A 24221-nucleotide genomic window follows, 5' to 3' on the forward strand; every position below is an offset into this window, starting at 1 on the left:
ATTACAGAAATGTCATTTAATCTTTATGGAAGTTAACTATAGTTTTTTAAAAAAAATTTATAAGCTTACTATTGGCTGGTATGACAACATTTCCCGAGGGAGTCTACGCATTTTGACTACGCAAATAACACTCACACTATTCGATTTCTAATAAGTCTTTTCCTTATCCTTGCCTATTTCTCTATTTAACTAGAAACCAGCCATTCTTTAAGTTTTCTCGATTGTAGTAGAATCGTTTTTGATCTTCATAACGTAATACCTGTTTACCTGCTGCTTCAACAATAGCCTGACCTGCACCCGTATCCCATTCCATTGTCGGTGCGTATCTAGGGTAATAATTAGCTTCCCCTTCTGCAACTAAACAGAACTTTAATGAGCTTCCTGAAGATACTGTTTCTACTTCGTTATGTTTTTCTTTCAGTTCATTAATAAAATCTTCTGTTTCTTTAGACATGTGTGAACGACTTGCCACCACTTTCACTAAGCTTGAATCTTGTACAATTGGTAGCTTTTGTGCCTTATTAAGTATATCTTCATCGGTATTAATCGTAACCTTAGAAGCATCATTAATCTTAAACGCACCTTTGTCTTGTTCTCCAACGTATAACACGTCTAAAGCAGGAGCGTATATCACACCTAATGTAGGATACTGACCTTTAACAAGTGCAATATTAACTGTAAATTCCCCGTTCTTCTTAATAAATTCCTTCGTTCCATCTAAAGGGTCTACTAACCAGAACTGATTCCAATCCTTTCGATTCTCATATGGAATATCCGCCCCTTCTTCACTAAGAACAGGAATATTAGGGAACGCATCAGTTAACCCTTTTTGAATCACCTCATGAGATCGTTGATCAGCAATCGTTAAAGGGGATTCGTCCTCTTTATACTCAACATCAAAGTCATGCTGATAAATATCCATAATTTCTTTTCCTGCATCTATTGCAATTTGAATCGTTTCTTTTAACATCATTATACCTCTAAGTATCCTTTGTCTTTTAAGTGTTTAACAACTTGCTGAACACATTCTTCCAGTGAATTCTTATCTGTTTCGATTACTAATTCAGGGTTGTTTGGTTCTTCATATGGATCGTCAATCCCTGTAAATCCTTTGATTTCACCTGCACGGGCTTTTTTGTATAACCCTTTAGGGTCTCTAGATTCACAAACGTCAAGGTCACACTTAACGAATACTTCAATGAATTCCCCTTCGTTCATAATTTCTCTAACCTTATCACGATCTTCTCTATACGGTGAAATAAACGCTGTTAATGTTAATAAGCCTGCATCTGACATAAGCTTTGCGACTTCACCAACACGTCTAATGTTTTCAGCACGATCCTCAGCACTGAAACCAAGGTTATTATTTAAACCATGACGGACATTATCGCCATCTAAACGATAAGTATGAACACCTAAATTATATAATTCTTTTTCTACTTCAACTGAAACAGTAGATTTCCCTGCACCTGATAGGCCAGTAAACCATAAAACTGCACTTTTATGACCATTTAGTTTCATGCGGTGTTCCTGAGTTACTTTAGAATCATGCCAAACGATATTTTCTGATTTAGTCATATTTTTTCCTCCTATATCCAAATAAAATTAACTATTGTTGTAGTGACAATCATAACCATAATGGACAATGGTAAGCCCACTTTTATATAATCACTAAACTTATAACCACCTGGCCCGTAGACAATTAAATTTGTCTGGTAACCTATTGGTGTAATAAAACTAGCTGACGCAGCAATCGCAATAGTAACTGCAAAGGCCATTGGGTCAATATTTAGCTGACTAGCCATCTCAATGCCAATTGGAAGCATTAATACAGCTGCTGCTGCATTTGTGATTAACTCCGTAAAAATATTCGTTAACAAATAGACAAACAAAATCACGGCGATCATACCTAGAGGCTGTGCTAAATTTAAAGCTTGCTCAGCGGCTAACTCGGCTAACCCTGTTTTCGTTATGGCGGTTCCAACTCCTATCGCACTTGCAATTAATAATAAGACGTGGAACTGGATATACCCTTTAGCTTCATCTGGGTTAACGATGTTGCTTAGTAATAAGATTAACACAGCTAATAGCATCGCTTTAAACATGCTTAATATTCCAGTTGCTACTAGCATCACCATCGTGATGAGCAATATAATTGAGAACCAACCCTGTTTCGGATCTTCATTCAGTTCTTTAGGTGTATCTAATGATGAAATGACATAAAAGTCATTTGATAGTCTGTTCTTCTCTATGAAGTCTGACCCAGTTAATAATAAAAGCGTATCACCAGGTTTTAAAATAATATCCCCAATCTTACTATTAATGCGTTCATTATTACGATGAACGGCTATGACTCCTGCATCAAATTTGGAACGAAATTGAGATTGTTTGATAGATTTAGATAGTAACGAAGACTGGTGTGATACAACCGCTTCAATTAACTGTGTTTCTCCGTTCCCATTTTTCAGATCTTCAAGCTTTAGATGTGTTCCAGTTTCCAATTGTAAACCTTTTACTTTTTCTAAATCGGCGATTGTTGAAATGAGCCCAGTAAAAATCAGCCGGTCTCCAGTACGTATAACCGTTCCTGGTTCAACAGGTGATACAATTTCATTATTTCTAATGATTTCAATTAGAAATAAGCCCTTTAAGTCACGTAAGCCTGCTTTTTTAACTGATTGATTGATATGCGGAAAATCATTCATGACTGTAAGCTCTGCTATGTATTCTCGTGTGTCGTCTTTCATTTTATCCTGAAAGGTTTTATATGCTGGTAGAATTCTTGGTGCGATTGTGGTCAAATAAATAAGACCAACTATTGTAATGGGTATTCCTACTACGGCTAATTGAAAGAAAGAGAACCCTTCATAACCAAATTCCTTTAACATACCATGAACCACTAAGTTGGTGGAAGTTCCCATTAAAGTAATCGTACCACCAAGGATCGTAATATATGATAAAGGGATTAATAGCTTCGAAGGTGCGATACCTTTCTCCTGGCACCATCTTCTTAATACAGGTGTAAATGTCACCACTATGGGTGTATTGTTAAGAAAAGCAGAAAATACGGATAAGGGCGCAAAAAACTTCCCTGTAATTCCAGACATGGAACGTGTATTTTCTAGCCACTTTTTCATCAAGCGATCAATGATGCCACTTTTCTTAACAGCCCCAGCGACGACGAATAATAAGGCAATCGTTAGCATTCCTTCATTCGAAAAGCCTTTAAGAGCCTCTTGTGGCGTTAAAATACCTAGTAGTAATAATACAGTTAATGCTGTAAAAACAACCATGTCAGGCCTGGCTACTTCAAAGAGTAGCCCGACCAACATGGCTAAAGTTACGACTAAGACAATAGTCATTTCTATAGTCATTGGGATAATTCCCCTTTTATGCTTGCTGCATTCCTTTAATCAATACATCAGCAACTTCTGGTCTAGAGAATTCTTTTGGAGGTCTCTCTCCATTTCTTAACATTTCGCGTACTTTCGTTCCGCTTAAATGTACATGGTTCTCTTTATCATGAGGGCATGTCTTAGCTGATGCCATGTTCTCACAAACCGTGCAATAGAACGCATGCTCAAATTTGAAGATGGTCATACCTAATTCATCCTCAAATTGCTCAATTAATGTCTGTGCATCGTATGTGCCGTAGTAATCGCCTACACCAGCGTGGTCACGGCCAACAATGAAGTGTGTACAACCATAGTTCTTACGTACAATCGCATGTAAAATAGCTTCTTTTGGTCCTGCATAACGCATAGCGGCAGGGTAAATAACTAAACGGACGCGATCTTCAACGTAGTAATTTTTCAAGATAACTTGATAACTTTCCATACGGACGTCTGCTGGAATGTCATCTGATTTCGTTTCACCCACTAATGGGTTTAGTAATAAACCGTCAACTGCTTCTAGTGCTGTTTTTTGAATATGTTCATGAGCACGGTGTACAGGGTTACGAGTTTGGAACCCAACAATTGTTTTCCAACCTAAGTCTTTAAACATTTGACGCGTTTCTTTAGGGTCCATATAGAAATCCGTAAATTCACCATGATCTGGGCGATTTAATAATGTAATCGGCCCACCTATGTAGATATCTCCACGTTCATAAAGCTTTTTAACCCCTGGATGTGCTTCATCTGTTGTGCCATAAACATTTTTAGCTTCTAATTCTTTGTTAGCTTCAAAGGTTTCTTCAACTGTTAACGTTGCATAAACGACACCGTCTTGACCTTTAAGAGCAACCTTTTCGCCAACTTCAAATTCATTCGCTTTCTCTTTTGACACTGATAGAGTAATTGGAATGCTCCATACAGTTCCGTTTGCTAAACGAGTGTTATTGATTACACTCTCATAATCCTCTTTCCCCATAAAACCTGTAAGTGGGCTAAAGCCTCCAATACCGATTAACTCAATATCTGAGATTTCCCAATTATTTACTTCTAATGTTTTAAGGCTTTTAGCTTCTTCTAAAGCCTTTTCTCGATCTGCACCAATGACTTCACGGTTGACTAATTCTCCTCCGTGAGCTTCTATGAGTTGCGTCATAATCTACCTCCTAGTCTTTAATCCATGTTGATTATATCTTTTAAGTATACCGTTGTAAATTATAGCATAAAATTGTCGATTTTTCTTTTGAATTTAAAAAATCCCCCATCAAATGGAGGATTTAAGATTATAGAATTTTTTTAAGCTTATCTATAAAAAAATTATTGTTAGGCCTTCCTAATAGTTCAGACCAATTATTAATAAACCTTTCTTCGCTATATTTCTTAGGAACTCTGGGGTTAAAATCATTTCGTTTGGCTGTTTTTAAAATATGGCTAGTCAGATCTTCAATGTTGTTTGGTTCAACTAGGTACCCTGACTCATCATCTACGATCATCTCAGAAGGGCCATATTTAATATCGTAACTAATAACAGGGCACCCATTATTTAAACTTTCTAAAATTGTCAACCCTAACCCTTCAAATCCACTAGTAAATAATGAACAATGAGCACTTTGGAATACTAAGTCGGGTTCATTCGTACGGCCTTTCAGCTCTATACGATTTTCCATGTTCAATTCTTTTATTAGTTTATTTAATTTGCGTTCTTCTTCTCCATCACCATAGATTTCTAAATATATATTAGGGTTTGAAGAAGAAGCTTTAGCGAATGCCCTTATCGCATGATCAATTTGCTTCCCAGGATGCAACCTACTTACAATAACAAATTTATTTGGGTCTCTGTTTGTTTTTTTGTCAATAGTTTCATTTAACTTAATGCTGTGGGGGATTGTAACAGTGTTAGCTGTATAATCACAAATTTTTTCCCAATTCTCTTTTTGACCTTCAGTTAGAAAAACCATGTAATCTATGTGCTTAGAATAATCTAACAAGTACCGATAAGCTCCCCTAACTTCACTTGTATCTTCTAATTTGTGAAATGTGGAGTGTTGAACTGCTATCTTCTTCACGTTATCAGTATTCATCTCTATTAAAGCTTGATCCAAATTCCTAGCATCAGAAATTACTTGACTGTTTGGTTGAATAATTTTCTCAAAGCAAAACTTATAAAAATCACTTTCACTATCAAAGAAGTACGTCTCATCCTTATCAAAATAAACTACAGAAGTAACCGTGTTATTTGGGTCACCTTTAAACAAACGATTAACGTATGCATTACCATCTTTCTTGAACATTATTTCTTGAGTTTTATTTAAAGTATTTTGTTTATAATAAATCTTTCTATGAAGATAACCTTCTTGATCAAATTCTTCTCTTTTAATTCTTTTAGATGAATTAGGAGACATATAGTCAATAAATTTCAAGTTTTTATTTGGATGGTTAAAACGCTTGTACATCTCATACACACCATCTTTGAAATATCTGTACGTTCTCTTCTTACCCTCTACTTTATGAACAGTGTATCCTTGCATTTCAGTCTTATGGTTAATGATAGGGTATTTCTTTTTCTTTTGATCACTCTTTAAAAAATCATAAATATTAATAAAATCAACAGATTTAGGCACAAAGTTTGAGTCTAAATAATGTTGATATATGTCTTCATAGTCATTGTTATAATTTGTGGTAACCAATGTAAATTTATAATTTTCTTTTTCAACTAGTAACTTTGTACGTTTTAATAATGCTTTCGTTCTACCACCAAATGTTGGAGGAAGAGTTGTCGTCACAACATAATTCATAATTAACCCTTCTTTCTATGTTCTATGCTAGTTATAATTATCATGATGAAAGAATATTTATAATTCATTTATACCCTGTAATAATCATAAGTATTCAAGTATAAAATTAAATCCTATAAATGAACTAATTTCCATTACAATGTGTTTACAATTAAATTAAATTCATTAATGCTCTTACTTCTTACTCATAAAACATAAAAAAAACACAGCCAATTAGCTGTGTTTTTGACGTTTGCTGCGTTTTTTAGCAGCCTTCTTTTGAAATTTTTTCTTTTCTTTTTTAGTCATATTCTTATAATTATCGAGGAAGGCTTCATACTCATCTAATACTTCGCCAGCTTGACCAAACATCTTAACTTCTCCGAACTCTAACCACAATGCTTTTTCACAAAAAGATCTCATTTGTCCTATTGAGTGACTAACGAAAAACATTGTTTTCCCAGCCTCTTTAAATTCCATCATTTTAGCTAGACTTTTTTCTGCGAAGGCCTTATCTCCAACTGAGAGTGCTTCATCAATGATTAGAATGTCTGGGTCAACATTTACAGAAATTGAGAAACCTAACCTTGATTTCATACCACTTGAATAAGATTTCACAGGTTGATCGATAAACTCTCCAAGCTCTGAGAATTCTATTATTTCCTCTTCCAACTCACTGATTTCCTTTTTATTAAACCCGAGCATCAAGAGCTTTAGTTCAATGTTTTCTCGACCTGATAATTTTCGATCCAACCCGATATTCACGGCAATTAATGCTGCCTGTCCATTCACTGTGACTTCTCCAGATGTTTCTGGGATAACACCGGCAATTATATTGGATAACGTAGACTTACCAGACCCATTCACTCCCACAAACCCTATAATATCTCCTTTTTCTGCTTCAAAAGAGACATCCCTTAAAGCAAAAAATTCTTTCCCATATGATTTGCGTGGAATTAATAAATCTTTTAATCTTTCTAACTTACGACCATAAAGCTTATACCTTTTAGATACATTTCTTACAATTACGGACTTTTCCATTTTTGTCACACCCATTTATTAAATAAAGTCTACAAAGTGTCTTCTGAACTTCACATGTAAAGCTGCACCAATGATAAATAAGACAATCACTAACGACCAGAAATACAGTGAGTACTGCCAATTATCAATAAAATACCAACCTTGACCTAAGATTGCTCTACGATACCCTTCTATAATGTAATAAAAAGGATTTAGCTTCATAATAGTAACAATCATAGGAAATTTATCACCTAATATTTGTGGTGGCCACAATATTGGTGATAGATATAACAACATTCTCATAACGGATTGAATTAATTTTTGAACGTCCTGAACGATTGTCGCTAAAGTAGAAGTTATGAGTGTGATGCTAAATAATGCTGCTAATGCTCCAAACATGTAAATTGGTAGCTGTAAATAATAAATATTAACCGTATAACCTAAAAATTGCATCACAATTATAACGATTCCTAACAATAATAAATGCGGATAGAATTGTGCAAAAACCATATAGTTAGGAATAACACTCATCGGAAAATTCATTTTAGAGAGTATTTTAATCTTAGAAAATATCGATTTTGTACCTTTTAAGATTCCTTGGCTGATCATAAACCAAACAACAATTCCGGCTAACATCCAATGGAAGAAATCAACACCTGCAATTGGTGCTTTCCCCCTTAAACCAAAACCAAAAACAAACCAATATATTGCGATTTGAATAGCAGGCTGAATTACTTCCCAAGCCATACCCAGGTAATTAGCCGAAGCATTGCTTTTTAACTCATAAACAGAAAGTCTTCTAACTAAATAAAAATATTTAAACTGTTCTTTTAACACAGTCATTGCTGCACGCATACTATTCCTACTTTCCGTATTCAAAAGAAAATTTCATAAAACAAACAACCTGTATTATCTTATATTTTCAGGTACAATGCAAGGTCTTGAATGTTACTATTTCTTGTAGAATGTATTAACAACTTGTTCTGCAGATCTACCATCCTCTAAATAGCAGAACTTCTTATAAAACTGTTCAAAATGTTCAGCAGGCTCATCTTGCTCGGCATATTCCTGAATTTCTTTTAGCACTTCATCTGTAGTTCTAGTAAGTGGGCCAGGAGCATTTTCTTCTAGGTTGAAATAAAAGCCTCTTAGCTGATCTTTATATTTTTCCAAATCATAAACATAAAAGATCATCGGCCTTCTCAGATTTGCGTAATCAAAGAACACAGATGAGTAATCCGTAATTAACATATCAGATATCACATACAGTTCACGGATATCTAAGTGATTCGAGACATCATAGGCGAACCCTTCAAAACTCGATAGTTCGATATTCTCAGCGATTAAATAATGCATGCGCAATAATATCACATAGTCATCGCCAATTGTTGATTTCAGTTTATGTAAATCTAATTTAATATCGAATTTATATTGGCCAACTCTATAGTACTCATCATCTCTCCAAGTTGGTGCATATAGTATGACTTTCTTGTCTGCAGGAATGTTTAATTGTTTTTTAATCGTATCAACATCGTTTTTTGTATGGTTAATGAGAAAGTCGTTTCTCGGATACCCGCTTTCAATCATATGCCCTTTATAATCGAATGCTCGCTTGAAAATCTCTGTGGAATAAGCATTCGGAGACACTAAATAGTCCCAATTTTTAGCTTCATTCACAAAGTTTCTTTTATATTTTTCTGTGGTTGTTCCTGGCATTCGAACTTCTTCTATATCTGTGCCTAATCGTTTTAAAGGTGTTCCATGCCAAGTCTGTATGTACTGCGTTTTTTTAGGTTTAGGTAACCAGTTAGGTAATCTAACGTTATTCACCCAATATTGAGCTCTAGGCATTAACCAAAACCACTTTGGTGTAAATCTCTGAACAAAAGGTAGATTCAATTCTTCAAACAACCTAGTATACCTACGATCCACACTCCAAATTAATCTTGCTTCTGGATGGTGCTTTTTCATATATTCATAAATGGCTCTAGGGCTATCGCTATATTGTTTACCATGGAAGCTTTCAAAGATAACTAAATTATGTTTTTTGGGTAAGAGCCCTACTATTTTAAAGATAATTCGATATATTTTTTGAGCTTTCTTTCCACGCATAAATTTCCTAATGAGTCTCTTCATATTATTCTCCTTCATTTACAGGCTTTCAATTTAAACATATAAAAATTATAATATAAAATGCGAATGAATAAAAAGGAGTTATTAATCATGTTGCCCTACAATAAAGAAATGAACTTTCTTCAATACTTTGGTCTATTACTATTTCCTATATTATTAATCAATTTATTAGAAATTAGTAGTTTCCCTGGTGATGTTAAAGATGTTGGCCGTTTTACCATAGAGTACGTTTTATATTTAAGTGCTATTATACTTCTCATATATACCATTATTTACTTCGGCAAGTTATACAATAACTTAATAAAATTCAAACACATTTATTTTAGTTTAGGTATATTGGGAGTAATTTATCTCATTAGCCATTTTCAAAATGAAAATTATGTTGAAAATACAACTTTATTATATTTATTTCTTACATTTACTTTAACGATTATCTTCATAAATGTTCAATGGACTCCAAATCATGTTGTATCTTTTGGGCACATCGTTAACTTTTTTGTATTATTTTTATTTCTACATTGGTTTGTATTAGATTTTCCGATCGGTAAATTTAAAAGTGTTTTTTGGAACCCTAATGGTTTAGGGATCGCAACGTTTTGCTTACTCTTTTTCCAAATCATTGCAATTAAATATGTTCATTTTGGATTTAAAATTTACTTTATGATTTTTATTTTAATGAACCTTATAGTATTATACTCAACGACATCAAGAGCCGTATTTTTAGCACTAATTCTAGTATTAGCTTCCATGCTCACATATAAGCTCTTCAATTCAATGTTCTCAAAGCTTTATTTTGTTGTGCTTCCTTTTGTATTAATTTTTGTTTATTTTTACGTAACATTAGTTAATACGTCATTTGGCAAACAACTTAATGAATTATCTCTCAAGTATTTTTCTAAAAGCTTTTTTTCAGGTAGAAGTGAATTATGGGAAGCTATTTGGCAGGTTGGACTAAAACAGCCTATTTTTGGACATGGTATAGGCTTACAACCAAAAGAAGTTACTGAGTTTACTTTATCTTCTCATAATCAATACTTACAAGTTTTTCTTGAAACTGGTTTTCTCGGTCTAATCGCCTTTTGTATATTATTATTTTTCATATGGAAAGCGCTACTTAAAAATAGCCATACATATGTTGGTGCATGGTCCGCCTGCTTTTTCATCGGCATTCTTTTTTACCAAAGTATGGAATACAGTCTCTTTATCAATAATCTATCCTTAAGCTATCTCCAGTGGTTAATTATTACTATTGGAATCAGTTTTAATGAAAGATAACAAACATTAAAACTAGTTAAAAATAAGGATGTAAAAATTACATTTCTATGATATTCTATTACAAGTAGATTTATGTCGATATTTGGAGGTGGTTTAAAGGATCACGAATCTACTAATCTATTATTTTACACTCTACAAACAAATGCCTAACCTCATTAATTATTAACAATAATGGGGGAATCATCAATTGACACACAAGAAACACCTTAAATGGTTAGTTGTTTTAACTTCAGTTGTCTTGTTTTTTGGTTTATTTAATGCTTCTGCAAAAACTTTAGAAGCAGATAGTTCGGCCTTAGAAGGTGTTGCATTAAAAGATCCTACCCACATCTATCAATCTACTAGTCGGGATTCAAAAACTCTTAAAACATATGATAAAGGATCTATATTGCTTTATTTTACACACACTTCAAATTGGTATAAAGCCATAGTTTTTGTAGATGGAGATCGTCATACTGGGTACATTCACTCCTCAGACGTTGATACAGCAACAGACAATCCTAAAAATTTAAAAGGATTAGCTCTTAAAGATAACACCCATATGTATCGTGAAGCCTCTAGAAATCTAGGAACAGCTAAATCCTATCCACAAGGACATTTATTATACTATGAGACTTACACAAGTGACTGGTATAAGGCTTTTGTATACAACAATGGTAAACGCCAATATGTATACATAAATAAGAATGACGTTGAAAACATAGTAAAAAATCAAGAACAATTAAAAGGCGTTGCTTATAAAGAGCCAACAAAAATTTACTCGTTAGCTAGTAAAGATTCAAAAGTCTTAAAGTCTTATGATAGTGGAAATATCTTGTATTATAAAACCTTATCTTCTAATTGGTATGAAGCTTTAGTTTACATTAATGGCAAAGCAACTACAGGATATATTTTTCATGGTGATGTTGATAATCTAGTAAACAATCAAACTTCAGTCAGAGGTATTGCTAAGGATCGAACTCCTATTTATGCTGACCCATCGACTCACTCAAATGTTCTTAAATCATATGGAACAGGTTCAACATTACTTTATAAGACTTTCTCAGGTCATTGGTATGAAGCTATAGTATATGTTAATGGTCAGCGTCGAACTGGTTATATTCACAAAAGCGATGTTGAAACAAAGCTAAATGAACAAACAACTTTACGTGGGATTGGAACAAAAGACCGCACTAAAGTTTACTCTAGATTATCCAGAGATGGGAATGTATTAAAGTCATATGCGGAAGGTTCCGTACTTTGGTACACAACCCTAACTGATAACTGGCACGAAGCCATTGTATATGTGAATGGCAAGCGTCGTACTGGATACATTCATGTTAATGATGTTGAAAATGCATTTAAAAAACAGGAGTCATTACAAGGTGTCGGTATAAAAAGCCCTACTAAAATATACAGTCGTGCTTCTCGTTCTTCCAATGTATTAAAATCATATAGCAAGAACACACATCTACTATTCAAGACTTTTTCTGATTCTTGGTACGAGGCTTTAGTTTATGTGAATGGTAAGAGGAAAAATGGCTACATTCATGTTAATGATGTCAGCACAGAAAAAGTTCAAGAAGAAGAAACCGAATATGACGCTGCATTTGAAGATTTAGTGGACGTCTGGATGAGCAAAAGCCCTCAAATTTGGGACGATGGTGGATTTAGAAATGCCACAAGAGATGAAGTACAATACTATGCTGATCCAGAAAACTTCCAAGATCGTAATGCAGATAATTTCTTCCAGTATTTAGTTTTATCGCAACCAGCCGGCTTAAAGGCTAAGGAAGTTAATAATAAGATTCTATATGATAAAGGAATCTTAAGAGGAACAGGAGCCTCATTCATTCAGGCTGGTGAAACCCACTCAATGAATGAAGTTTACTTATTAGCACATGCACTTCATGAAACTGGTAACGGTACAGCTAAACTTTCTACTGGAGTAGGTATCGATACTGATACGAAAAATCCAACGGTCATTAAAGATACTGGAGATCCAAAAGTTGATCATGTTGTTTATAACATGTACGGCATTGGAGCAAATGATAACTGTGCATTAGAATGTGGTGCTCTTTACGCATATGAACAAGGTTGGTTTACTCCTGAAGAAGCGATTGTCGGTGGTGCTAAATTCATCTCTGTCAATTATATTCAAGCAGGACAAGACACTCTTTATAAAATGCGTTGGAATCCAGATAGCCCTGGTGACCACCAATATGCTACAGATGTAAACTGGGCACTTGCACAAACTTACCGTATAGCTGATTTATACGCCCTAATCAATAACTATGTACTATTTTTCGATATACCTGAGTATACTGGTACTTCTAGTGGTGGTTCCGGTGATGATGGATCGAACGATTCAGGTAATAGTTTAGTAGCTTATCCTGAAGGTGTAGAAGGTACCACAAGTTCTGGTGGAGACAACCTTAACTTAAGAAGTAAGCCTTCAACTAGTTCATCTGTTATTGATAGTATTCCTGACGGTAGTAAGGTACAAGTCTTAGGATATGCTACAGGCGATACGGTTAATGGTAATAACACTTGGTATAAAGTCATCTTTGATGGCAATCAAGGTTGGGCACATAGTGATTTTGTAGAGTTAGATAATTTATTACAGGTTAAAGAAGTTGATCCTCACTTAAATATCCGTAAATCTCCAGATACAAATTCTGATGACATTGGTTCATTAGAAAGTTCGCAATTTGTAGCTGGTGTGCTAAATAAGGGTAACTTAGTTACAGATAACGGATGGTATAAAGTCTATATTCCTGGAACATCTGATACTGGATGGGTTCACGGTGACTTTATAAATGAAAGAAAATAAAAATTCGGGGCATTGATGCCCCGAATTTTTTATGCATTATTTACTACTTTANTTTCTTTCAAATCGTTTTCCAAATAATACTTTATTCGGTTAATTAACTCTTCATTCTCTTTAACAATATCTCCTATGAAAGTATGTTCAGGAGCACGTAATATACCATTTTCAAAAAACTTATCAAAATCAAAATGATAGAATATAACAGGTCTGTTCAAATAGTTGAAGTCAATCGAAACAGATGAATAATCAGTAATTAATAATCCATGGTTTAAAAGCAATTGTTGAACGCTTTTTTCCCCTAACTCAACTAAATGAATGTTCTTGTGATAGTCCTGACTAAAATATTTAATATAAGGTTGAACTCTATAATGAGGATAAAAATTTAGTTCCACATTATGCTCTTCCAACAGATGATGCAGTTTAGGATCTGATAACAAATGGTGATAGCGACTAAAATACTCCGAATTCAAAAACTTCCTTTCATTATTAAGCCAATATCTCCATGTAGGCATCAACAAAATTGATTTTTGATTCGTACCTTTATAATCATATAACCCATCAAAACGAGTAAGACCAGTTACCTTTACTTCTTTAGGTTTATAACCCATTTCATTTGTCACTAACTGTTTTTCATCATCTGAACTTACAATAAACCTATGAAAAGGATATTGATAATCACTCTTATAATATTCAACTTTCCTTCTTCCAAGGACACCATGCTGTAAGAAAATTCTTTTTCCTAATTTATAAGATGAAAATTCAATGGCTTTCATAGGGAGAAAATATTCAATCTCATGTGAACCAATAAATTTTTTCGCAATGGCACTTAATCTAAAATGTTTGAAGGAACCATATTTGATGACTTTTCTATAAGGTTTAAGGTTTTTTACGTCTTTAGAGTTCGAATCAATCACGTAATAGACTTTTTTTCTTGGATGGTGTTCGCGGCAATACTTAAAGAAGTAGTACCCCGTATCTTGTGCTGTATCATAACGCTCACCTACTAACCATACATCTTGATGTTTAAAAAGTTTCCTGTCTAAATCCTGAAAATACCTTAAATACAAATGCTTTAATAAACTAATAGAAAATATCTGTAGCTTAAGATTTCCAGAAGGAGTATTTGTTAGGTAAAAATAATTAAATGTTGATTTATCTCTAATAATGCCTTTACCTAATACACCGTCTTTGTAAAATTGATAATTTTCTTCTCCAAGTTTTCTCTCTATAAAATAATGGTCATTAGAGTAACGAATATATAAATCCAATATAGGTTGCTTGTCCGAGTTAAAAATAAATAAATGTTTTAGACTTATACTACAGTAAAATTCATTTCCATTATAATCAGGCTGGAATTTAACCTTTTGATTAGAGTACCTTTGTTTAATAATAATCTCTTTCTTAAACCTTTGAGAATTTAATTCATTTATAAAATAAGAGTTGCCCCTTAATTCCAATCTATGATTATTCAATTCAAAGGATTTTACATCTCTCATAATCTTTAATCTTTCTATTTTTACAGATAAGTTTTCATTTACTGTCTGGTATAAGCATATATAATACGGATAATCTGTAAATAAATATGAAGTCTCTGCTTCAAAACTTCCTTCATCTATTTGCAAGCGTATTAGATGCTCATTACTTAATTCTAAATAAGCATGCCACTTATCGGGTTCAATGCTATCACGAGTAAATTTAGTGTAATCTAAATTTGATTTAATCATGTATAAAGATTGAATACTTGATTCCTGCATTTCTACTGGAAATTCCAAATACTCTTCTTCGCCATTTCTTTTAAGTTTTAGCTTGATAGAATCTAAGTCAATAAAATCAGGATTTATGATCCTAAAGAATCCTCCTATTGAAACGTTCGTATGTTCCTTAAATGTTTTAAGGTTTTCTAACTTAACTGTGTCATTTAGAATACTTAATGAAAATGATCCTTTAACTGTTTTATAGGGTTTGATATTCATTAAGCTATTTGTTTTGTTATTATAAAATATATATGATTCTCCTAAAGGTTTTTCATCACTTGTTTTAATTCTATAATGGTTATCTTTATTTTTAATATAGAAATCCCAAGTACTTTGATTAAACATACTTAGGTTTAATTTATAAGTGAAATTAGAAGTCTGATCTATATAATATTCCTCTTGTGTCTCACGATTTATGACTAATAATTGTTCAGTACGTTCTTTAAAATCTATTTCTATCATTAAATGATGATTATCAAATGATATGTTACTTATTTTTGGGGATGATTTTTCAATATTAGACGCTTTCATAGCAACCTCCAAGTATTAAATACATTCCGATATTATTATAACAAACTACACTCTTATAAGCTTATAAAAACAGAACTTTTCGAGCGCTCAAATAATTTATACATTTACACTAACTTTTTTAACACCGGAATTCTACTTAATAACTTTGCTATTAATATACTAAAAATAGTAGCTAAAACTAAAGTTAGTAATATATTTAATAATGTCGGTAATTGATTTACTGAGAAGTTGAACAGACTTTCTAACTCTTCCGATCTTAATAGGTCAATGAAGATCGGATGTATTAAATAAATTCCAAAACTATACTTTGACAATTTTGCAATGACATTCGAAACTTTATTGGAATCATGATTTTTCATATAAAGAAATAATGCACCAGCTGCAATGGGAGTCGTAAACGATAAATACTCGTAAAAGACTTGATTTAAATCATTTTGCAAGCTGCTTACATACCATGTTCCAATAATCGTTACAAATATAGCCAAAGCCCCCATCAAGTAAATGAGTCTTGAGTATTTAATTTCAAACTTTGCCATATAATAGCCCAACAATAAAAAGCTGCCGTAACCCAAGAAATACTCAAATCCTACTGGAGCTTTAATGCCATATATTTTATCGACAGTTGTTGCTACTGCACTAATCCCAAATGAAACAAGAATAACATACAAGATTTCTTGCCTCTTAGCATGCCTTACAAACACCCTAAATAACGGCAGTGCAAGGTACAATCCAATAGCTGCATATAAATACCACAAATGATACTTGGCATCATTGGAATATAAATCAATTAATCCTTCTTTAAACGAAAAATCGTTAAAACCAAACCTTAAATCCCAAAACGAATAAAAGAACGACCATATGACTAAAGGAATTAACAATTTGACTACTCGTTTATTTAGAACAGTCTTCACAGGTTCTTCTCGGTCTAGTAGTAGCATCCCGCTAATCATAAAAAATATTGGAACGCACCATCTGGCACTGCCGTCTATAAAGTTTCCAGTCCACCAACCTAGTGAACCAATTTCTTCATTAATCACAAACGTCATAGTTGAATGAATAAGTACAACTGCTAATATGGCGTATGCTCTTAATTTTACTACGTAATTTATCAACCTTAATCACCTTACTTCATAATACATACCCTATTTAATAACCCTTTTATTTATAAAACAAAACTGAATATGATTATTTTTAATCATGTTATAATGTTTGATATAATTCTGTAATTGTGATTTAATTTGCTTAATCGACAACAAATGATAAAATTAAAGGTAATATTTATGAAAAGACACCAGTGGATTTTAGGAGGAGTATTGAAATGAAAAAAGTATTAACCTACGGGACTTTTGATTTACTACACGTAGGACATATAAATTTACTTAAACGTGCTAAAGCATTGGGTGATTACCTAATTGTTGCTGTTTCTACAGATGAATTTAACGCGATTAAAGATAAAAAGGCTTATTATAGTTATGAGGATCGTAAATACATTTTAGAAGCTGTTAAGTACGTAGATGAGGTCATTCCTGAAAAGGATTGGGGTCAAAAAGTGAAGGATGTTCAAAAGCATGATGTTGATCTTTTCGTTATGGGACATGACTGGGAAGGCGAATTTGATTTCTTAAAAGACTACTGTGAAGTTGTCTACTTACCACGTACAGAAGGCATTTCAACTACAAAAATTAAGGAAGATTTAAATACGATTGATTCAAAATAAGGAGACGGGCGAGCGCCCATCTCCTTATTTTTTACGTTTCATTATAAAGGCTACAACTGCAATCGCTAAAATGATTAAAACGGCATACCATAAATAATTGTTATCCGCATCAGGAGCTACCTCTTCCTCACTCGTTTCATTAGACTCTGAGGGTTCTTCATCCCCGTTTTGAATTGAATTCACTATATTATTAAGAGGCACGACATAAACATTTGAATCCTGACTACCTACAATTAGTGTATCATTGATGATAATTGGACCTGATGGAGCTAATGTGCCGCCTAGCTCTTTAGAATTTAACAGTTCACCTGTTTCAGCATCTAAGGCATTCACTACTCCAACAGTGTTGGTAAAGTATACGATTCCATCTTTAGCTACAGGCGGTGCTTTCATGACCTCATCTTTAAATGTCCATAACCTTTCACCCGTCTTAAGATCATAGGCGTAGAATGTCTTAGTAATTGGGCTTCCTACATATACGTTGCCTTCGTAAATAATAGGTGCTCCGGATTTATTATTTTTAACCATATCGCCTTTTCCAAAGCTATCTTCCCAATTGATTTCTCCAGTTTCAGTGTCTAATGCATAAATTTTATGGTTTGGATCTTCATAACTTCCTTCTACAGCTGTCGTAATCGCAATATTATCTGAAACCGCAACAGGAACATCATCAAGCCCAGCGACGACATCTTTAAATGGAGTTTTCCATTTAATTGAGTCATTTTCTAAATCGTAGGCATAGAACATATATGGCTTAGGTCCACTTCCACCAACATACAGAGTATCACCCGTAATGTTAGGGGACGACATACTAACTGTTGAGCCTAACTCTTCTTGATGTACCTGTTCGCCTGTTTCGGCGTCAATTTTATAAAGGTGCTTGTCCCCTGTCGCCGCATATACATACCCATCTTTATATGCAGGAGTCGGCATGACTTCACCTTCTGTATTAAACTTCCAAACTTCTTCGCCAGTTTCAGCATCTACTGCTAGCACGCCACTCTCACCAGTTCCTCTTATTCCATTATCCTGAAAATAGCGATTACCAAACCCAACATATAACGTACCTTCATTATAAATCATTTCAGAATGAATCCAGTTAGGCGCTTTACTGTTCCACAACTGTTCACCAGTTGTTAAGTCAAAGGCAAATAGATCCCCAGAATTATGGTTACCTACATATAACTTATTTCCAACTACTACTGGAGTGGCTCTAATTTCATCGGCAGTTTTAAGCTTTAATTCCTCTAATGGTTCTGAACCGTTATCAAATACTGCATTTTTGTCACTGTTTAATCTGTACTGATGCCAGTTATCAGGACCAAATGACTCAGCTAAACTACTGATTGGTAAAATAAAAATTGCGATGATTGTACTAAAAAGAATTAATTTCGATTTCATAATATCCTCCTAATTTGATTTGAGTTCACTTTTTCATTATGATAAGTGTAGTTTATGCTAATATTTTAAACTAAATCATGTTAAAGAAAAGGTGCAAAATGTTTAGAGAGCTATTGGTATTTTTATACCTTATAAATATCAAATTCTGGTTTTTTATTTTTAATTTATTGCCATTAAGAGAAAAGACGACATTTGTATCGTCTTTCGGAGATAATATTTATTATACATGGCAGAAGGTTATTGAACTAACAGAACACAAGACTGTTATTTTAAACCAAAATGGACTTAAGAACAATATTGAAAATAATGATAGAACTGTTATTAGAACATTCCATTTACTACAAAGACCTTTTAGCTTCATTAGTGGCATTTACCATTTAGCTACTAGTAAAGTCATTTTTATTGATAATTATTTTGGTTTTTTATCGGCTACTAACTTTCGCGATCAGGTGAGGTGTATTCAGCTCTGGCATGCGAATGGGGCTGTTAAAAAATTCGGTCTAGAAGATCCATCTATACAATTTAGGTCTGAGAACGCCTATAAAAGATTTAAGAAAGTATATCAGCGGTTTCATTACGTTGCTGTTGGTTCTGAGAAGATGGAAGGGATTTTTAAAGAAGCGTTTGATGTGAATGACGAATCCTTTATTAGAACTGGGATTCCTAGAACGGATATATTTTACGACCGAAAAACTAAAAATAGTTCGACTCAACAGGTTAAAGACTATTTTAATCTACCTGATGACAAAAAGATTATTCTATATGCACCGACATTTAGAGATTCACAACTAAAGCAACACTCGATTAAACTAAATATTAATCAGTTATATCAGGAGCTTAAAGACGATTATATTCTTTTATTACGGCTGCATCCTGCCATCTTAAAAAAGTATAATAATAATTATCCAGATTTTATTATAGATGTATCCGATTATCCTGAAATCAATCATTTACTATTCGTTTCTGATTATCTTATAACGGACTACTCTTCAATTCCTTTTGAGTATAGTTTGTTAAACAAGCCAATGATTTTCTACCCTTATGATTTAGAGGAGTATCGAAAGACAAGAGGTTTTTGGGAGGATTATGAGACATCCATGCCTGGCCCAATTGCGACAACAACGAGCGAGCTAATCGACATTATTTTAAAACATCAATTTGATATGGGTGTCATTAAACAATTCTCTAATGAATGGAATCAATTTAATCATGGTAATTCAAGTACAAAGCTTATTAAAAGAATATATAATGAAAAAAGCTAGCGGAAGGCCGCTAGCTTTTTATTACTTCTCATTCATGTGTTCTTCTAGTAACGTTTGAATGCGCTGTTGTTCCTGGTCTGAGACTCCATAATACCAAATGTCTTCATCTCCTATTTCTCCATCACCCCAGAATCCTTCACCACTAATTTTTGCTTTTTCTTTTTCACTAATCGTTCCACGGTAATCGAAAAATAAATCTTTCATTGTATCCATTTTTACATTCGTTTGGACATTCGATCCTAAGGTGTCTAAAATATCACCCACTCTTGTAAAGGATTCAAACGACATACCTTTATCAATTAACGCATCGATAATTTGTTGCTGACGATCGTTACGACCTAAGTCACCATCAGGGTCTTGTTTTCTCATTCTTGAGTAAATAAGTGCCTCTTCCCCATTTAACGTAATTTCGCCTGTAGGGAAGTCATGCCCTCCATGACTAAAGGCCAAATTGTTATTAACGGTTACTCCGCCAACGGCATCTACAGCATCTACTAAGCCTTCCATATTAATACGTCCATAAAAGTGAACCGTTGTATCTAAGAAGTCTTCTACTGTTTGAACAGCTAATTCTGATCCACCAAAAGCGTAGGCGTGGTTAATTTTATCCCCGCCCCTACCTGGAATATTCACATACGTATCACGAGGAATATTAAACATTAACATTTTTTCAGTATCAGGATTTAGCGATAATAAAATCATCGTATCTGAACGTCCTTTTTGGTTTGGACGTTCATCTACGCCTAATAATAAAACATTGATTGTATCATTTTTGTTAAGACGTTTTTCTACTTCTTCCTGCTTTTCACTATCTGATTCAAGTGGTGTATACATTGTCTCAACCGTTTCATTTAATTGATTATATAAATAAATGCCATAAGCAATAAGACCGATTAATAATACACCTAAAATTGTAAAAAATACTTTCTTTTTATTTAACTTTCTTTGTTTTCTTATCTCTTTACGCGTTGTCATAAAAATATCCTTTCATTCGTCAAAATTTCCTAAGTCTCTTTATCTATTATATATCAAATTCATGAGTTATAGAATTAGAATAACATTAAAATACAATGAGAATAATATAATTGTCATTTTGTTTTATTAGCTAAATTTTTTAGGGGGAGGCAACCAGTTATTGTTATTTCAACAATAACTGGTAATTTTATACCTATAATAATTAGACGTATTTAACTGAAAAATGTTTCAGTTAAATAAAAAAACCCCCACAAGATATCTAAAAACTTGTTGGGAGTGATGAGGATGTTGTTATTTGCCTTGGTTCTCTTTTAAGTTCCGATACTGCTCCAGTAGTAGGTCCAGTTCCTGACTTAATTGAATGGTGAGAGGATGGTCTAATCCATTGGCCATGCCCTCTTCAACCATCCTAGCGCGTAAGTTTGTGATCTGTTGATAGATCTGTTGCTCCCTGTCTAATCGTATAACAAACACCTCAATCATATCTTGTGGGGATAATATACTATATCCCCGCTTCATTATTATGAAACATTTGTACTATCTTTGATTAATCAAAAGGCCCTGCAACGACTGCAGGGCCCGAATAATTGGGGGATTATTCTTGTATATTGATTGTTGCTTGATTATAGTTTTGGCTGCTGCCAAGTGGGTTGTAATTCTTCTCGATATTACCAGCTGGGTCGACGGAGAACCATTTGATTGTGGTGGTTTCATCGACCGTTAGGGTTTCGGCTGGTTCGCGTGTTCCACCAAGTTGTAAAACTTCAGATTCGAATGTTGGGCGGCTGCCGTCTAATGTATAATAAACGGTTGCAGGTTCGCTCGTTTCGAATCCGACTTCAACTGGGTTGTCATAATTACCTTTACCAGGGTTGATTTCAGATTTTGGTGGCTGATGATCCTTTGAATGCTGATACGCGACTTCAAAAAGTCCAATTAAGCCATTCGCAAACTCCATCGCTTCTTCGTGGCCTTCTTCATAAGGCGGCTGGAATCCAACACGTTCCCAGCGCTCTTCGTCTTCGTTCCAAAGGTCTGCGCCAACCTCGAAGTTCCAAGCATAAATACCTTTTTCATACCATAAATAGTCTGCTGAGTTTCCGCCTGCTGAGTAAAGTACATCTGGGATTGGACCCGTTCGGCTTGGCAGAATAACAGTACCTCTGTGGTCTTGAATTTTGTTTAAAATATGATTAGATGCTGACCAGTAGAAGGCTTCTTCTCCAGCTGTTGGTCTTGGTAATGGCTCTCGGTTTTCATCATAAGCTCCTGGTGACCACATGAAGTAGCCTCCGTAGCTATGAATGTTCATCGCGAAATCAATATTTTCAAATTCATCTGCTAGCCAGACTAAGTTTTGTGACTCAGGCTCAGAATGTTCTTCTGGACCTGCGTAAACCGCACTCGTACAGTTGGTCGATGCACCGACGTAACCGTCATGCACAGACCCAATCGAGTGGTTACGGTTTAGATCCACACCCCAGTAATCGCGAGCTCCAAAGTCGCTTAACTCCTCTGGGCAGTGGTTCGTCATATTTTTACGCTGCCAGTTGTAATCGTAAAAGCTGTAAGTCGCGCCGTCTGGGTTCATTGTTGGGATTAAGAAAATGTCTAAGTTATTAACTAGTTTCTTCGTGTCACCATCATGGGCGTAGTTACGAAGCAGGCGTTCAGCTGTTTCGATGGTCACAAGTGGTGTCACCCATTCACGTGCGTGCTCTTGTGCATATCCAAGTACACCTGGCTTTGAACCGTCACGATGCTTACCAATTCTGAGTACTTTCACGGTTTGCGGCTCGCGTGAAATGTGATCTGGTGCGCTAAGACCGTCTGTTAAGTCTGCTGATGCTGGCTCAACTGGTGCGGAGCCTGGGTAGCCGCGATATGTCGATGCAGTGATGACGTCACCCGCTTCAGCGTTAAGAGCTTCAATAACGTCTTGCGCCGTACTCACGACTTCTCCGTTTTCATCGGTCTCAAGGTTCACCGTGATTTGATTATCGTTTACGGCTACTTCAAGATCAGTAGAATTTTCATCTGCTAATAGTTCAATAGAAAGGTCGTTTCCGCCTTCATGGCCCCAAGCTTCTGATGTGACGACAACAGCGGCGTTTGCTGTGGATCCTAGTGTTGCCTGAGCATGGCGCCTATAACCATTAGTCTCGTTCGGCATTTCAACGATTTCAACGAGGTCTGGGAATTCTTCTGCAAGCTGTTCCATTCGCTCGTTCAGTTCATGCGGGTCCATGTAGTGATCGATGAACTCTTTAGCATAGTGCTTTTTCGGATTCCCTGGCTTGTCATCACCTAACCATTCGGTCACTTCAGCTGTAACGTCATTACCTAAGTTACTCGTAACCGTGATTTGTTCAGGTACATCATCAATTGGTATGGAGAGGTAATGGTAAAGATACTCACCAAAATCCGATTTTCGTTCTAACGTAATCGGGTCACCATTGCCTTCCCAGTCAGCCGTTAAGCTAGTACTCGAAAGCTCGCCCGCGCTAGATTTTACTTCTAAATATAGAAACGTTTCTGATTGATTCGTGAAGTGATTGGCACGCAAGAATTGAAGCTCCTCGTCTTCTGCTTCGATTTGGTTTTTCTCCTCTAAAGCCTGCGCGCGCTCATCCACACGCTCTTGCCAAATGTCACTCGTCATGAGCGTGTCTTTGACCGTGATTCCATATTGCGACAGTCTATCAATATCTGAATCTGTCACAACAGCATCAACTTCAAAGTTCCCATCCTTCATTTCTGCTCGGTGCGTTAAGTCAATTCCTAACCTTTGAAGCTGATCGAGCGCCTCTTCATTCGGCACTTCTAACTGTACAATCTGAGATGGTTCGCTCATCATCTCCACCGGCCTGTCCTCCAAATCCGCCGAGACCGATGGATTCTCGCTGGTGTTTGCATAAATTGTACCAATAGCTAGTCCTACGGTAGATGCAATCAACAACCATTTCACATGTTTAGCTTTCACCAATTCCTACCACCTCCATGAAAGATTAATTCTATCTTAATGTATTTTGTCGGAATTTTCTGTAGATAATGAGGCTCAATATTTCGAGGAGGTTCGACAGAGATTGACGAGAATAGGGATATTGGCTTGGTTAATTTGGGGAAGGGTGTCAAAGAGTTATGAGTCTAACAGATGCTTAATACGACAGAGCCGGAC

At 34.9% G+C, this 24221-nt stretch carries 18 protein-coding genes; 4 read left to right on the top strand and 14 right to left on the bottom strand.

Going from position 1 to position 24221, the window contains the following annotated elements:
- Positions 1-181: 181 nt before the first annotated feature.
- The 8 genes from cysQ to ACFSW4_RS01955 form a co-directional block, all read right to left on the bottom strand.
- Entirely contained in the window at positions 182-970 is a 789-nt protein-coding gene (cysQ, locus tag ACFSW4_RS01920) for a 3'(2'),5'-bisphosphate nucleotidase CysQ (protein ID WP_054755037.1), read from the bottom strand.
- 2 nt (positions 971-972) lie between these two features.
- On the bottom strand, positions 973-1578 hold the full coding sequence (gene cysC, locus ACFSW4_RS01925) for an adenylyl-sulfate kinase (RefSeq protein WP_054755036.1): 606 nt from the start codon (positions 1576-1578) through the stop codon (positions 973-975).
- An 11-nt stretch (positions 1579-1589) separates the two neighbouring features.
- The gene (locus tag ACFSW4_RS01930) at positions 1590-3374 is read right to left on the bottom strand and encodes an SLC13 family permease (protein ID WP_377327123.1); all 1785 of its coding nucleotides are present in this window, start codon (positions 3372-3374) and stop codon (positions 1590-1592) included.
- Positions 3375-3390: 16 nt separating this feature from the next.
- Positions 3391-4548 carry a sulfate adenylyltransferase gene (gene sat, locus ACFSW4_RS01935; RefSeq protein WP_377327125.1) on the bottom strand — a complete coding sequence of 386 codons (1158 nt, stop codon included), beginning with the start codon at positions 4546-4548 and terminating at the stop codon, positions 3391-3393.
- 127 nt (positions 4549-4675) lie between these two features.
- Positions 4676-6187, bottom strand: a complete 1512-nt coding sequence (locus tag ACFSW4_RS01940) for a glycosyltransferase (RefSeq protein WP_377327127.1) — start codon at positions 6185-6187, stop codon at positions 4676-4678.
- Positions 6188-6400: 213 nt separating this feature from the next.
- The gene (gene tagH, locus ACFSW4_RS01945; protein ID WP_054754887.1) at positions 6401-7207 is read right to left on the bottom strand and encodes a teichoic acids export ABC transporter ATP-binding subunit TagH; all 807 of its coding nucleotides are present in this window, start codon (positions 7205-7207) and stop codon (positions 6401-6403) included.
- Positions 7208-7225: 18 nt separating this feature from the next.
- Positions 7226-8041, bottom strand: coding sequence for an ABC transporter permease (locus ACFSW4_RS01950; RefSeq protein ID WP_054754886.1), 816 nt, complete (start codon positions 8039-8041; stop codon positions 7226-7228).
- Positions 8042-8137: 96 nt separating this feature from the next.
- On the bottom strand, positions 8138-9322 hold the full coding sequence (locus ACFSW4_RS01955) for a CDP-glycerol glycerophosphotransferase family protein (RefSeq protein ID WP_377327129.1): 1185 nt from the start codon (positions 9320-9322) through the stop codon (positions 8138-8140).
- An 87-nt stretch (positions 9323-9409) separates the two neighbouring features.
- On the opposite strand from ACFSW4_RS01955, the gene ACFSW4_RS01960 reads away from it, so the two are divergent.
- Positions 9410-10594, top strand: coding sequence for an O-antigen ligase family protein (locus ACFSW4_RS01960; protein ID WP_377327131.1), 1185 nt, complete (start codon positions 9410-9412; stop codon positions 10592-10594).
- A gap of 187 nt (positions 10595-10781) precedes the next feature.
- The gene (locus tag ACFSW4_RS01965) at positions 10782-13406 is read left to right on the top strand and encodes an SH3 domain-containing protein (protein WP_377327133.1); all 2625 of its coding nucleotides are present in this window, start codon (positions 10782-10784) and stop codon (positions 13404-13406) included.
- A gap of 29 nt (positions 13407-13435) precedes the next feature.
- Here ACFSW4_RS01965 and ACFSW4_RS01970 read toward each other — a convergent pair whose 3' ends face one another.
- Together ACFSW4_RS01970 and ACFSW4_RS01975 are read right to left on the bottom strand one after the other, a co-directional pair.
- Complete coding sequence (locus ACFSW4_RS01970) at positions 13436-15688, bottom strand: CDP-glycerol glycerophosphotransferase family protein (RefSeq protein ID WP_377327135.1); 2253 nt, start codon at positions 15686-15688, stop codon at positions 13436-13438.
- A gap of 104 nt (positions 15689-15792) precedes the next feature.
- Positions 15793-16800, bottom strand: a complete 1008-nt coding sequence (locus ACFSW4_RS01975) for an acyltransferase (RefSeq protein ID WP_377327137.1) — start codon at positions 16798-16800, stop codon at positions 15793-15795.
- A 206-nt stretch (positions 16801-17006) separates the two neighbouring features.
- On the opposite strand from ACFSW4_RS01975, the gene tagD reads away from it, so the two are divergent.
- Complete coding sequence (gene tagD / locus ACFSW4_RS01980) at positions 17007-17405, top strand: glycerol-3-phosphate cytidylyltransferase (RefSeq protein WP_377327139.1); 399 nt, start codon at positions 17007-17009, stop codon at positions 17403-17405.
- A 24-nt stretch (positions 17406-17429) separates the two neighbouring features.
- Here tagD and ACFSW4_RS01985 read toward each other — a convergent pair whose 3' ends face one another.
- Positions 17430-18806: an outer membrane protein assembly factor BamB family protein gene (locus ACFSW4_RS01985; protein ID WP_054754875.1), complete on the bottom strand. Its 1377-nt coding sequence runs from the start codon at positions 18804-18806 to the stop codon at positions 17430-17432.
- A gap of 98 nt (positions 18807-18904) precedes the next feature.
- Between ACFSW4_RS01985 and ACFSW4_RS01990 the strand changes: the two genes are divergently transcribed.
- Entirely contained in the window at positions 18905-20068 is a 1164-nt protein-coding gene (locus tag ACFSW4_RS01990) for a CDP-glycerol glycerophosphotransferase family protein (protein WP_377327141.1), read from the top strand.
- A gap of 21 nt (positions 20069-20089) precedes the next feature.
- On the opposite strand, the gene ACFSW4_RS01995 is transcribed toward ACFSW4_RS01990, so the two are convergent.
- From ACFSW4_RS01995 to ACFSW4_RS02005, 3 genes are all read right to left on the bottom strand, one after another.
- The gene (locus ACFSW4_RS01995) at positions 20090-21043 is read right to left on the bottom strand and encodes an LCP family glycopolymer transferase (RefSeq protein WP_377327143.1); all 954 of its coding nucleotides are present in this window, start codon (positions 21041-21043) and stop codon (positions 20090-20092) included.
- Positions 21044-21334: 291 nt separating this feature from the next.
- Entirely contained in the window at positions 21335-21517 is a 183-nt protein-coding gene (locus tag ACFSW4_RS02000) for a Spo0E family sporulation regulatory protein-aspartic acid phosphatase (RefSeq protein ID WP_377327145.1), read from the bottom strand.
- 121 nt (positions 21518-21638) lie between these two features.
- Positions 21639-24026 carry a M14 family metallopeptidase gene (locus ACFSW4_RS02005; RefSeq protein WP_377327147.1) on the bottom strand — a complete coding sequence of 796 codons (2388 nt, stop codon included), beginning with the start codon at positions 24024-24026 and terminating at the stop codon, positions 21639-21641.
- Positions 24027-24221 lie beyond the last annotated feature (195 nt).

The organism is Piscibacillus salipiscarius, assembly GCF_042685285.1.
In the GTDB taxonomy this organism is placed as follows: domain Bacteria; phylum Bacillota; class Bacilli; order Bacillales; family Alkalibacillaceae; genus Piscibacillus; species Piscibacillus salipiscarius.

What these genes read in the sequence shown, in the direction of transcription:
- cysQ (WP_054755037.1), bottom strand. Translation starts at nt 970, where the DNA reads ATGTTAAAAGAAACGATTCAAATTGCAATAGATGCAGGAAAAGAAATT.
- tagD (WP_377327139.1), top strand. Translation starts at nt 17,007, where the DNA reads ATGAAAAAAGTATTAACCTACGGGACTTTTGATTTACTACACGTAGGA.
- ACFSW4_RS01940 (WP_377327127.1), bottom strand. Translation starts at nt 6,187, where the DNA reads ATGAATTATGTTGTGACGACAACTCTTCCTCCAACATTTGGTGGTAGA.
- ACFSW4_RS01950 (WP_054754886.1), bottom strand. Translation starts at nt 8,041, where the DNA reads ATGCGTGCAGCAATGACTGTGTTAAAAGAACAGTTTAAATATTTTTAT.
- tagH (WP_054754887.1), bottom strand. Translation starts at nt 7,207, where the DNA reads ATGGAAAAGTCCGTAATTGTAAGAAATGTATCTAAAAGGTATAAGCTT.
- cysC (WP_054755036.1), bottom strand. Translation starts at nt 1,578, where the DNA reads ATGACTAAATCAGAAAATATCGTTTGGCATGATTCTAAAGTAACTCAG.
- ACFSW4_RS01995 (WP_377327143.1), bottom strand. Translation starts at nt 21,043, where the DNA reads ATGACAACGCGTAAAGAGATAAGAAAACAAAGAAAGTTAAATAAAAAG.
- ACFSW4_RS01955 (WP_377327129.1), bottom strand. Translation starts at nt 9,322, where the DNA reads ATGAAGAGACTCATTAGGAAATTTATGCGTGGAAAGAAAGCTCAAAAA.
- ACFSW4_RS01930 (WP_377327123.1), bottom strand. Translation starts at nt 3,374, where the DNA reads ATGACTATAGAAATGACTATTGTCTTAGTCGTAACTTTAGCCATGTTG.
- ACFSW4_RS01960 (WP_377327131.1), top strand. Translation starts at nt 9,410, where the DNA reads ATGTTGCCCTACAATAAAGAAATGAACTTTCTTCAATACTTTGGTCTA.
- ACFSW4_RS01990 (WP_377327141.1), top strand. Translation starts at nt 18,905, where the DNA reads ATGTTTAGAGAGCTATTGGTATTTTTATACCTTATAAATATCAAATTC.
- sat (WP_377327125.1), bottom strand. Translation starts at nt 4,548, where the DNA reads ATGACGCAACTCATAGAAGCTCACGGAGGAGAATTAGTCAACCGTGAA.
- ACFSW4_RS01985 (WP_054754875.1), bottom strand. Translation starts at nt 18,806, where the DNA reads ATGAAATCGAAATTAATTCTTTTTAGTACAATCATCGCAATTTTTATT.